The 11,774-nt window shown below is 70.1% G+C and carries 8 protein-coding genes; 5 read left to right on the top strand and 3 right to left on the bottom strand.

Annotated features, from left to right (window positions below):
* Nucleotides 1-43: 43 nt before the first annotated feature.
* From uvrB to ABZ154_RS06155, 4 genes are all read left to right on the top strand, one after another.
* Nucleotides 44-2,173 (top strand): excinuclease ABC subunit UvrB, encoded by a 2,130-nt coding sequence (gene uvrB, locus ABZ154_RS06170; protein ID WP_356829540.1) that lies wholly within the window; start codon nt 44-46, stop codon nt 2,171-2,173.
* Nucleotides 2,174-2,345: 172 nt separating this feature from the next.
* Complete coding sequence (locus ABZ154_RS06165; RefSeq protein WP_327217649.1) at nt 2,346-2,924, top strand: TerD family protein; 579 nt, start codon at nt 2,346-2,348, stop codon at nt 2,922-2,924.
* Between the two features lie 115 nt (nt 2,925-3,039).
* Nucleotides 3,040-5,022: a TerD family protein gene (locus ABZ154_RS06160; RefSeq protein ID WP_356829538.1), complete on the top strand. Its 1,983-nt coding sequence runs from the start codon at nt 3,040-3,042 to the stop codon at nt 5,020-5,022.
* Nucleotides 5,023-5,264: 242 nt separating this feature from the next.
* On the top strand, nt 5,265-6,278 hold the full coding sequence (locus tag ABZ154_RS06155; RefSeq protein WP_356829536.1) for a TerC family protein: 1,014 nt from the start codon (nt 5,265-5,267) through the stop codon (nt 6,276-6,278).
* 129 nt (nt 6,279-6,407) lie between these two features.
* On the opposite strand, the gene ABZ154_RS06150 is transcribed toward ABZ154_RS06155, so the two are convergent.
* From ABZ154_RS06150 to ABZ154_RS06140, 3 genes are all read right to left on the bottom strand, one after another.
* Nucleotides 6,408-6,923, bottom strand: coding sequence for an alpha/beta hydrolase (locus ABZ154_RS06150; protein WP_356829534.1), 516 nt, complete (start codon nt 6,921-6,923; stop codon nt 6,408-6,410).
* A gap of 51 nt (nt 6,924-6,974) precedes the next feature.
* Complete coding sequence (locus ABZ154_RS06145; protein WP_356829532.1) at nt 6,975-7,631, bottom strand: MBL fold metallo-hydrolase; 657 nt, start codon at nt 7,629-7,631, stop codon at nt 6,975-6,977.
* 76 nt (nt 7,632-7,707) lie between these two features.
* The gene (locus ABZ154_RS06140; protein ID WP_356829530.1) at nt 7,708-8,397 is read right to left on the bottom strand and encodes a maleylpyruvate isomerase family mycothiol-dependent enzyme; all 690 of its coding nucleotides are present in this window, start codon (nt 8,395-8,397) and stop codon (nt 7,708-7,710) included.
* A gap of 178 nt (nt 8,398-8,575) precedes the next feature.
* Here ABZ154_RS06140 and uvrA point away from each other — a divergent pair, with 178 nt between their 5' ends.
* Nucleotides 8,576-11,635: an excinuclease ABC subunit UvrA gene (uvrA, locus tag ABZ154_RS06135; protein WP_356829528.1), complete on the top strand. Its 3,060-nt coding sequence runs from the start codon at nt 8,576-8,578 to the stop codon at nt 11,633-11,635.
* Nucleotides 11,636-11,774: the final 139 nt, after the last annotated feature.

The raw sequence follows: 11,774 nt of genomic DNA, 5'->3' as shown, positions 1-11,774 counted from the left end.
CCGAACCGGGGCCGTTGTCAGTGGCGGGCCGTACGGTGGTTGCATGCGGCCCGTTTCCAAGATCGAACGTTCGGTGGCGCCCTTCGAGGTCGTCAGTCCCTACCAGCCCAGCGGCGACCAGCCGGCGGCCATCGCCGAGCTGGAGCGGCGTATCCGCGCAGGTGAGAAGGATGTCGTCCTGCTCGGCGCGACCGGCACCGGCAAGTCGGCGACCACCGCCTGGATGATCGAGAAGCTGCAGCGCCCCACCCTGGTGATGGCGCCGAACAAGACGCTCGCCGCCCAGCTGGCCAACGAGTTCCGCGAGCTTCTGCCGAACAACGCGGTGGAGTATTTCGTCTCGTACTACGACTACTACCAGCCCGAGGCGTACGTCCCGCAGTCGGACACCTACATCGAGAAGGACTCCTCGATCAACGAGGAGGTCGAGCGGCTGCGCCACTCGGCGACGAACTCGCTGCTCACCCGGCGTGACGTCGTCGTGGTCGCCTCCGTCTCCTGCATCTACGGCCTCGGTACGCCCCAGGAGTACGTGGACCGCATGGTCCAGCTCAAGGTCGGCGAGGAGATCGACCGCGACCAGCTGCTGCGCCGGTTCGTGGAGATGCAGTACGCGCGCAACGACCTCGCGTTCACCCGCGGCACCTTCCGGGTCCGGGGCGACACCATCGAGATCTTCCCGGTCTACGAGGAGCTCGCCGTCCGTATCGAGATGTTCGGCGACGAGATCGAGGCTCTCTCCACCCTGCACCCGCTGACCGGCGAGGTCATCAGCGAGGACCGGTCGCTGCACATCTTCCCCGCCAGCCACTACGTGGCCGGACCCGAGCGGCTCCAGAAGGCCGTCCGGGGCATCGAGGAGGAGCTCCAGGAGCGCCTGGCCGAGCTGGAGAAGCAGGGCAAGATGCTGGAGGCCCAGCGGCTGCGCATGCGCACCACGTACGACATCGAGATGCTCCACCAGATCGGCAGCTGCTCCGGCGTCGAGAACTACTCGATGCACTTCGACGAGCGGGCCCCCGGCACCGCCCCCAACACCCTCCTCGACTACTTCCCCGAGGACTTCCTGCTCGTCCTCGACGAGTCGCACGTCACCGTGCCGCAGATCGGCGCGATGTACGAGGGCGACGCCTCCCGCAAGCGGACCCTCGTCGACCACGGCTTCCGGCTGCCGTCCGCCATGGACAACCGCCCGCTGAAGTGGGAGGAGTTCCTGAAGCGGATCGACCAGACGGTCTACCTCTCCGCCACCCCGGGGAAGTACGAGCTCTCGCGCGGCGACGGCTTCGTCGAGCAGATCATCCGCCCCACCGGCCTGGTCGACCCCGAGATCGTCGTCAAGCCCACCGAGGGCCAGATCGACGACCTGGTGCACGAGATCCGCAAGCGCACCGAGCGCGACGAGCGGGTCCTGGTCACCACCCTCACCAAGAAGATGTCGGAGGACCTCACCGACTACTTCCTGGAGCTCGGCATCCAGGTCAGATATCTGCACAGCGACGTCGACACCCTGCGCCGCATCGAGCTGCTGCGCGAACTGCGCTCCGGCGAGTACGACGTCCTGGTCGGCATCAACCTGCTGCGTGAGGGTCTCGATCTCCCCGAGGTGTCCCTCGTGGCCATCCTCGACGCCGACAAGCAGGGCTTCCTGCGGTCCGGCACCTCGCTCATCCAGACCATCGGACGCGCCGCCCGGAACGTGTCCGGCCAGGTCCATATGTACGCGGACAAGGTCACTCCGGCGATGGCGCAGGCCATCGACGAGACGAACCGCCGCCGTGAGAAGCAGGTCGCCTACAACACCGAGCGCGGGCTCGACCCGCAGCCGTTGCGCAAGAAGATCAACGACATCGTCGCGACCATCGCCCGCGAGGAGATCGACACCGAGCAGCTCCTCGGCACCGGCTACCGGCAGGGCAAGGAGGCCAAGACCCCGGTGCCGACGCTCGGGGTGAAGGCACCCAAGGGCGGCGCTAAGGGCAGGGGCACGTCGGTCGGCGCGGTGGTCAGCGACCGTCCCGCGACCGAACTGGCCGGGATCATCGAGGAGATGACCGACCGGATGCGGGCCGCCGCCGCCGACCTGCAGTTCGAGGTGGCCGCCCGGCTGCGCGACGAGGTGGGGGAGTTGAAGAAGGAGCTGCGCCAGATGAAGGAGGCGGGCCTCGCCTGACGCCCGGCACACCGGGCGTGCGGCGACCGCTGCGCCGTCCGGTGTCCTGCCCGGTGTGTTGCAAGACCGACACAAAAGCGTGCGGGGCCTGCTGCCGTCCTGGGGGGAATGCGTAGGGTGCGGGGAAACCGCAGACGGACGGTTGCGGGGCAATGCCGAGAGGGGACAGCGCGTGACGGTCAACATGACCAAGGGTCAGGCCATCAACCTGCAGAAGAGCGACGGGGGGACCCTGACGGCGGTACGGATGGGTCTCGGCTGGCAGGCGGCTCCGCGCCGCGGTCTGTTCGGCTCGCGCACCCGGGAGATCGACCTGGACGCCTCGGCGGTGCTCTTCGCCGACAAGCAGCCCGTCGACGTCGTGTTCTTCCGTCACCTCGTCAGCGACGACGGCTCGGTCAAGCACACCGGGGACAACCTGGTCGGCGGCGCCGGCTCCGGCGGCGACGACGAGGCGATCCTCGTCGATCTCCAGCGCGTCCCGGTCCACATCGACCAGATCGTCTTCACGGTGAACTCGTTCACCGGGCAGACGTTCCAGGAGGTCCGACACGCCTTCTGCCGCATCGTCGACGAGACCAACGGCCAGGAGCTCGCCCGGTACACGCTGGACGGCGGCGGCCAGTACACCGCCCAGATCATGGCCAAGGTGCACCGTGCGGGCAGCGGATGGCAGATGACGGCCCTCGGGAACCCGGCCAACGGCCGCACCTTCCAGGACCTGATGCCGTCCATCCTGCCCCACCTGTAGGCGGACCGCACCGGATCAGGCCGGCACCGGCACCTGGGGCTCCCGGAGGCACCCGGCTCCGGGAGCCGCACCGCGCGGGACCAACGCAGCACACATCGTCGAGGGGGACAGCGTAATGACGGCCGAGCTGGTCCGGGGGCAGAACCACACCTTGCCCCAGACCCGTCTGGAGATCCGGGTGTCGGCGGGCTCACCCGTCGTGGCCGGCGCCACCCTCGGTGACGAGAACGGCGTGGTGCGCGGCGCCGAGTGGATCGCCCACCCCGGCTCGCCCCAGCTCCCCGGCCTCGAAGTCTCCCAGCAGGCCGCGGCCGGCCACCGCCTCGCCGTCGACCTGGAGGCCCTGCCCGAGACGGTGCACCGGGTCACCGTGCTGCTCGCCCTCCCGGTGGGCGTGGGCGGCCCGACCCGGTTCGGCACCACCGCCGCGCCCTTCGTCGCCGTCACCGGGCCCGACGGCACGGAGATAGCCACCTTCACGCTCACCGGCCTGGACGCCGAGTCGGCGGTCAGCGCCCTGGAGCTCTACCGCCGCCAGGGCGCCTGGAAGGTCCGGGCAGTCGGCCAGGGGTACGCGGCGGGGCTGGCCGAGATGCTCGCCGACCAGGGCCTGGCCCAGGCGGCCGAGCTGGCCGCCTCCATCCAGGAGGCGGTCGCCCGGTCCCTGGCCCGCTCGGTGGCCCCACCACCGCCCCGCACGCCCGAGGGCGACCGCGTACGGCACGCCTCCGGGCCACCGGACCAGCCCACGGCGACCGCACACCCCTCGGCGGCACGCCCTCCGACCGCACACCGGCCCACCGCCACCCCCGCGCACCCGCCGACCGGCACCGACCCCGGCACAGCCTCCGCCCCCACGGCTTCCGCCCCCGGCGGCCCCATCAACTACGCGCACCCCAGCCGGCAGCACGCCGCCCCGCCGACGCCGCCGCCCACTCCGCCCCCCGCCCAGCCCGGGCAGGCCGCGCAGCCGGTCGCCGGTGACGCCACCGGCTGGTCGATGGACGAGCGGCTCTACAACCAGATCTGGGGCATGTTCGAGGACCTGGCCCGCGCCGCCGCGGCCTACCGCAGTGCCGTGGACTTCGCCGACTCCCGGATGGACCAGGAGCTGGACCGTTCCCTGTCCGACCCGCGCAACCGGATCGGCGGCGCGGGCGACCGTGCCCGCGAGGAGGCCCGTGCCAAGCGCGACGAGCTGACCGCCCGGGCCCGTGAGGTCCTCGACCGTGACCTCGCCCAGCTGGCCGCCGAAGCCGCCGTCGTCGAGCCCGCGCTCCCCGCCGCGTACGCCGGCTGGGACAACCCCGTCTGGCACGCCCACCGCGTTCCGATGGAGTTGCCGATGGCCCTGCGTCTCGGTGACCTCCATCTCCCCGAGCGCACCGGCCTGCGCATCCCTTTGCTCGTCCGGCTGCCGCTGGAGCGGGGGATATGGGTCGACAGCGGGCGTACGGCCTCCGAGGCCGCCGCGCTCATCGACAGCGACCGGCTGCGCCGCCTGGCGATGGAGACCGCCGTCCTGCACGCCGCCCGGCTGCTCGCGGTGTACCCGCCCGGTGAGTTCTCGGTGCACGTCATCGACCCGGCGGGTTCGGCGGCGGGGCCGCTGGCACCGCTGGTCGACGCGGGCGTCCTCGCCGGGCCGCCGGCCGCCGGGCCCCAGGGGGTGGCCTCGGTCCTCGCCCACCTCACCCGCCGCGTGGACCTGGTGCAGATGGCGGTGCGGGCCGGTGCGGCCGATTCCCTCCCGCCCGACCTGGACACCGGCGAGCAGCTCCTGGTGGTCAACGACTTCCCGCACGGCTTCGACGACCGGGCCGTCACCCAGCTCCGCTATCTCGCCGACGAGGGCCCCCCGGTCGGCGTGCATCTGCTGATGGTCGCGGACCGCGAAGACGCGCATGCGTACGGGCCGGTGCTCGACCCCCTGTGGCGTTCGCTGCTGCGGATCACCCCGGTCGCCGACAGTCACCTCGCCGACCCCTGGGTCGGTCACGCCTGGACCTATGAGCCGCCGGTGACACCACCGGGCAGCCGCGTCCTGGAGCAGGTCCTCGCGGCGGTCACAGCGGCCCGCAGAGCTGCGGGCCGCTGAGCTTCATACGGCCCCTGACCTGCGTTCTTGGTGAGCTCTTTACTCTTTTCTTTACCTTTCCTTGGTGATGCCTGTACTGTTCGGTGCACGGAGGGGAGTACTCCTTACGCGACGTTCCCGTCAGTACGGACCGTGACCGGTCCCGGGGCGTCGGCCCGGCACGCATCCCGTGTGCCAGGGTGGAAGAGACCTCCGGCAGCGACGACGCTGATCAGTAGCCGTAGCGAACTGCCGGAGGCGCAGTGGACGTTTCATGGACCCTTTGGGCCCTGACCATCTTCGGGCTGTCAGCCCTGATCGCCGTCGACTTCTTCATCGGGCGCAAGCCCCATGACGTGTCGACCAAGGAAGCCGGGATCTGGACGATCGTCTGGATCGCCCTGGCCGTCCTCTTCGGACTCGGCCTGCTGGTGTTCGGCAACAGCCAGGCGTCCGGCGAGTTCTTCGCCGGATTCATCACCGAGAAGTCACTGAGCGTCGACAACCTCTTCGTCTTCGTCCTGATCATGGCGAAGTTCTCGGTGCCCTCCCACCTCCAGCAGCGCGTGCTGCTCATCGGTGTGCTCATCGCCCTGGTGCTCCGGGCGATCTTCATCGCCGCCGGTGCCGCCGTGATCGCGAACTTCTCGTGGGTGTTCTACATCTTCGGCGCGTTCCTGATCTACACCGCCTGGAAGCTCATCCAGGAGGCGCGGGCCGACGAGGAGGAAGAGGAGTTCGAGGAGAACCGTCTCCTCAAGTCCATCGAGAAGCGCTTCGGCGTCGCCGACCAGTACCACGGCACGAAGCTCTTCATCCAGCGCAACGGCAAGCGCGTCCTGACCCCGCTGATGGTGGTCATGCTCGCCATCGGTACCACCGACGTCCTGTTCGCGCTGGACTCGATCCCGGCGATCTTCGGCCTGACCCAGGATCCGTACATCGTCTTCACGGCCAACGCGTTCGCGCTGATGGGCCTGCGCCAGCTGTACTTCCTCATCGGCGGTCTGCTGAAGAAGCTGGTCCACCTCAGTTACGGCCTGTCGGTCATCCTCGGCTTCATCGGCGTCAAGCTGGTGCTGCACGCCCTGCACGAGTCGGGGGTGCACGTGCCCGAGATCTCGATCCCGTTCTCCCTCACCGTCATCTGCGGCGTCCTGGTGGTCACCACGATCACCAGCCTGATCGCCAACAAGAAGCGGGAGGCGGCCGAGGCGGCAGCGAAGGCGAAGAGCGTCGACGCGGCCGACGAGGAGACCGAGAGCGTCAGCAGCTGACCCCGGCCCCCGAGGGCGGCACAGGGACTTCACCGGCAGCGGCCGGGGCGGAACGGCGCAAGCCGTCCGACCCCGGCCGCTGTGCGTACACCCCCGCCATGGGCCCCTCGTCGCAGGTCCGTGAGGGACCTACGGACAGTAGCGGCGAAGCCCTCGGGACCGGTGCGGGCGGACGCTCCCAGCGCCTCGATCAGGGCCGCGCGGTCCGGCGCCCGGTGCGGCCAGGAGAGGCAGAAGGACAGGTCGTCCTCCACGACGGCTCCGATGTCCTCGACGACCAAGGGCGAGGACGCGGTCCGGATCACGCACGGCGAGCTGATAGGTGTTGACGCCGCCCAGCGAGTGGCCGAGGACGACGACCGCGCCGAGTCCCAGATGGTCGAGGACCGCGACGGCGTCCGCGAGACAGCCCCGGCGGTGGTGGTCGCTCGGGCGGCCCGACTCCCCGTGCCCCCGCTGGCCGGACGCTACGACCCGCCGGTCGGGGGTCAGCGCCCGGGCCGACCGGGCGAAGGCCCGCCCCTTCGAGAAGTGGCCGTGCAGAGCCAGCAGGGGCCGGCCGGGCCCGCCGAAGTCGAGGAAGGACAGCCGGCGCACGTCGAGGTCCAGATCGACGCGGGTTGCCTCTGGCACGGTGAAGGTCATGCCGGGACCGTAGTGGGCGGGGCCGACACAGCCCGGGGCAATAGGCCCCGGCTACCAGCCCCGCGCCCGCCACTCCGGCAGGTGCGGCCGCTCGTCGCCGAGGGTCGTGTCGTTGCCGTGACCCGGGTAGACCCAGGTCTCGTCCGGCAGGCGGTCGAACAGCTTCGTCTCGACGTCGTGCAGGAGGCTCGCGAACGCCTCGGGGTCCTTGTGCGTGTTGCCGACCCCGCCGGGGAAGAGGCAGTCCCCGGTGAACAGGTGCGGCGCCCCGTGCGGGTCGTCGTAGACCAGCGCGATCGAGCCGGGCGTGTGGCCGACCAGGTGGCGGGCGGTCAGCTCGACCCGGCCCACGGTGATCGTGTCGCCGTCCTCCACGGGCACGTCCGTGGCGACCGGGATGCCCTCGGCGTCGTACCGGCCCGCGTACGTCCGGGCGCCGGTGGCCCCCACCACCTCGGCCAGCGCCTGCCAGTGGTCGCCGTGACGGTGGGTGGTGACGACGGACGCGATGCCGTCGTCACCGATCAGCGTCAGCAGGGCGGCGGGCTCGGCCGCCGCGTCGATCAGGAGCTGCTCGCCGGTGGCCCGGCAGCGCAGGAGATAGGCGTTGTTGTTCATGGCGCCGACGGCGACCTTGGAGATCATCAGATCCGTCAGTTCGTGCACGCTCGCCGGTCCGCCGACCTTCACCGCTCCGCTGTACGTCATACGGCTCACCCTAATCCGTCGCCGCCGGGGCCGGACGGTGTCCGAGGAGACCTGGCCGCGCCCCGGCGGGAACCGCCTACAGCGGGGGCAGCACCGGCAGTGCGCCCCCCGTCACGGTCAGGGTGGAGCCGTCGCGGCGGCCGGCCAGCCAGCCGAGCAGATCGGCGGCCGTACCGCGCACCGAGACCGCGGGGCTGTCCGAGCCGCCGCCCGTCGTCCAGATGCGGCCTGCCTCATCGGTCAGGGTGGTGGCGGGAACGCCAGGGTGCCCGCCGAAGCGGTCGGTGAGGAAGACGATCTCCCGCTCCGTGAAGCCCTCCGGCAGGTCCTCCAGCTCGTAGCCGACGTCCAGGTCGACGTGGTGGATCTCCAGCTCGATCAGCCGACGGAAGGGGACCCGGGGCGCGGAATCCGTCACACCGTTGCGCAGGGAGACCGTACGGGACCAGTCGGCCTGTTCCGCCGCCACCGCCTGCAGGCGGCCCGCGCTCTCCTCGAAGTCGGCCAGCTGTTCGGCGAGGGGGCGACGGGCGCCGGCTGCGATGTCGGCGTCCCTGGTTTCGCTGCTCGCGTACATCGGGAGACCCCTGAGAACATTTCCGAGCGCGTCGGCGTTACGTGACAGGTGGGCCAGAACATGGCCCCGACTCCATCCGGGCAGCCGTGACGGCTCAGCGAGCGTGGCGTTGTCCCACTTGTCAGCTTCGCTGAGCAGTCGGTCGGTCGCTTCGCGTACAGCTCCCAGGTCGTGCGCATGATCCATCATGCGGCCGAGCCTAGCTCCGCCACCCATTCGGGTGAAGGAGTCCGAGCGCGACCGTAAATCGAATGTGCGTGCTATACGCTCGGAGGAGACAAAGCTTCCCACATCGCTGTGGCGCCCCCCATAACCTGGAACGGGGGCTGAGATTCCCCCGTTTCTCTCTAGAAAGGTGCGGACCGGCGTGGCCGACCGTCTCATCGTCCGTGGCGCGCGCGAGCACAACCTGAAGAACGTCTCGCTCGATCTCCCCCGTGACTCCCTCATCGTCTTCACCGGGCTCTCCGGGTCGGGCAAGTCGTCCCTCGCGTTCGACACGATCTTCGCCGAGGGCCAGCGGCGCTATGTGGAGTCCCTCTCCTCGTACGCCCGGCAGTTCCTCGGCCAGATGGACAAGCCGGACGTCGATTTCATCGAGGGCCTCTCTCCTGCCGTCTCCATCGACCAGAAGTCGACCTCGCGCAACCCGCGCTCGACGGTCGGCACCATCACGGAGGTCTACGACTACCTCCGGCTGCTCTTCGCCCGGATCGGCAAGCCGCACTGCCCCGAGTGCGGGCGCCCCATCGCCCGCCAGTCGCCGCAGGCCATCGTGGACAAGGTCCTCGGCCTGCCCGAGGGCAGCCGCTTCCAGGTGCTCTCGCCGCTGGTGCGCGAGCGCAAGGGCGAATTCGTCGATCTCTTCGCCGACCTCCAGACCAAGGGGTACAGCCGCGCCCGGGTCGACGGCACCACCATCCAGCTCTCCGAGCCGCCCACGCTCAAGAAGCAGGAGAAGCACACCATCGAGGTGGTCATCGACCGCCTCACCGTCAAGGACAGCGCCAAGCGCCGGCTCACCGACTCGGTCGAGACCGCCCTGGGCCTCTCCGGCGGCATGGTCGTGCTCGACTTCGTCGACCTCCCCGAGGACGACCCCGAGCGCGAGCGGATGTATTCGGAGCACCTCTACTGCGCGTACGACGACCTCTCCTTCGAGGAGCTGGAGCCGCGCTCCTTCTCCTTCAACTCGCCTTTCGGCGCCTGCCCCGACTGCACGGGGATCGGTACGCGCATGGAGGTCGACCCGGAGCTGATCGTGCCGGACGAGGAGAAGTCGCTCGACGAGGGCGCCATCCACCCCTGGTCGCACGGGCACACCAAGGAGTACTTCGGCCGGCTGATCGGCGCGCTCGCCAAGGCGCTCGGCTTCCGCACGGACATCCCCTGGGCCGGACTCCCGCAGCGGGCGAAGAAGGCCCTGCTGTACGGCCACAAGATCCAGACCGAGGTCCGCTACCGCAACCGTTACGGGCGCGAGCGCGCCTACACCACCCCCGCCTTCGAAGGCGCGGTCCAGTTCGTCAAGCGGCGCCACACCGAGGCCGAGAGCGACTCCAGCCGGGAGCGCTTCGAGGGCTACATGCGCGAAGTTCCCTGCCCCACCTGTGAGGGCACCCGGCTCAAGCCGATCGTCCTGGCGGTGACGGTGATGGAGAAGTCCATCGCCGAGGTCGCCGCGATGTCGATCAGTGAGTGCGCCGAGTTCCTCGGCCGCCTCAAGCTGAACGCCCGCGACAAGAAGATCGCCGAGCGGGTCCTCAAGGAGGTCAACGAGCGGCTGAAGTTCCTGGTCGACGTGGGCCTGGACTACCTCTCCCTGAACCGCGCGGCCGGCACGCTCTCCGGCGGCGAGGCCCAGCGCATCCGGCTCGCCACCCAGATCGGCTCCGGCCTGGTCGGTGTGCTGTACGTCCTGGACGAGCCGTCCATCGGGCTGCACCAGCGCGACAACCACCGCCTGATCGAGACGCTGGTCCGGCTCCGCGACATGGGCAACACGCTCATCGTCGTCGAGCACGACGAGGACACCATCAAGGTGGCCGACTGGGTCGTCGACATCGGCCCCGGCGCCGGTGAGCACGGCGGCAAGGTCGTCCACTCCGGCTCGCTCAAGGAGCTGCTGACCAACAAGGAGTCGATCACCGGCCAGTATCTGTCCGGCAAGCGGGCCATCCCGACACCGGACATCCGCCGGCCGGTCGACCCGGCCCGCAGCCTCACGGTGCACGGCGCCCGCGAGAACAACCTTCACGACATCGACGTCTCCTTCCCGCTCGGTGTGCTCACCGCGGTCACCGGCGTCTCCGGTTCCGGGAAGTCGACCCTGGTCAACGACATCCTCTACACCCACCTGGCCCGCGAGCTGAACGGCGCCAAGTCGGTTCCCGGCCGCCACACCCGGGTCGACGGCGACGACCTCGTCGACAAGGTGGTCCACGTCGACCAGTCACCGATCGGCCGGACACCCCGGTCGAACCCGGCGACGTACACCGGGGTCTTCGACCACGTCCGCAGGCTCTTCGCCGAGACGATGGAGGCGAAGGTGCGCGGTTATCTGCCGGGCCGCTTCTCCTTCAACGTCAAGGGCGGCCGCTGCGAGAACTGCTCCGGCGACGGCACGATCAAGATCGAGATGAACTTCCTGCCCGACGTGTACGTCCCGTGCGAGGTCTGCCACGGTGCGCGCTACAACCGGGAGACCCTGGAGGTCCACTACAAGGGCAAGTCCATCGCCGAGGTGCTGGACATGCCGATCGAGGAGGGCCTGGAGTTCTTCGAGGCCGTCCCGGCGATCGCCCGCCACCTCCGTACGCTCAACGACGTCGGCCTCGGATACGTCCGGCTCGGTCAGTCCGCGCCGACCCTCTCGGGCGGCGAGGCGCAGCGCGTCAAGCTGGCGAGCGAGCTCCAGAAGCGATCCACCGGCCGCACGGTCTACGTCCTGGACGAGCCGACCACGGGTCTCCACTTCGAGGACATCAGCAAGCTGATCACCGTCCTCTCCGGACTGGTCGACAAGGGCAACTCGGTGATCGTCATCGAGCACAACCTGGACGTCATCAAGACCGCCGACTGGGTCATCGACATGGGCCCCGAGGGCGGCAACGGCGGCGGTCTGGTCGTCGCCGAGGGGACGCCCGAGCAGGTCGCCTCGGTCCCCGCCAGCCACACCGGGAAGTTCCTCCAGGGGATCCTGGACGCGGACCGGATCAGCGAGGCCGCGGTGCCCTCAGGGCGGGGGACGGCTCGTAAGGCCGCCGCCCGGAAGACCACCACGGCGAAGAAGACCGCGGCGCCCAGGAAGGCGGTGGCCACGAAGACGGCCGCCACCGAGGCGACGGTGGCCAAGAAGGCGACGGCCACGAAGGCCACCGCCACCAAGGCCACCGCGAAGAAGGCGACCCGCGCCCGCAAGGCGTGAGCCGACGCCGGTGGCCCCCTCCCGCCCAGGAGGGAGCCACCGGCGTGTGTGGCCGGCGAGGGACCGGCCCGGCCGCAGGCCGTCCGTTCCCCGCCGGTATCGTCGGTTCCGTCACCGGCGGGGAACGGGGCGGGAACGG

Origin of the sequence: Streptomyces sp. NPDC006261, from assembly GCF_040613515.1 — a bacterium.
Lineage (GTDB): Bacteria > Actinomycetota > Actinomycetes > Streptomycetales > Streptomycetaceae > Streptomyces.
The sequence above is the reverse complement of the archived record's forward strand: the minus strand, read 5'-3'. Positions and strand labels throughout refer to the sequence as shown.

What these genes read in the sequence shown, in the direction of transcription:
- uvrB (WP_356829540.1), top strand. Translation starts at nt 44, where the DNA reads ATGCGGCCCGTTTCCAAGATCGAACGTTCGGTGGCGCCCTTCGAGGTC.
- ABZ154_RS06160 (WP_356829538.1), top strand. Translation starts at nt 3,040, where the DNA reads ATGACGGCCGAGCTGGTCCGGGGGCAGAACCACACCTTGCCCCAGACC.
- ABZ154_RS06150 (WP_356829534.1), bottom strand. Translation starts at nt 6,923, where the DNA reads ATGACCTTCACCGTGCCAGAGGCAACCCGCGTCGATCTGGACCTCGAC.
- ABZ154_RS06145 (WP_356829532.1), bottom strand. Translation starts at nt 7,631, where the DNA reads ATGACGTACAGCGGAGCGGTGAAGGTCGGCGGACCGGCGAGCGTGCAC.
- ABZ154_RS06140 (WP_356829530.1), bottom strand. Translation starts at nt 8,397, where the DNA reads ATGATGGATCATGCGCACGACCTGGGAGCTGTACGCGAAGCGACCGAC.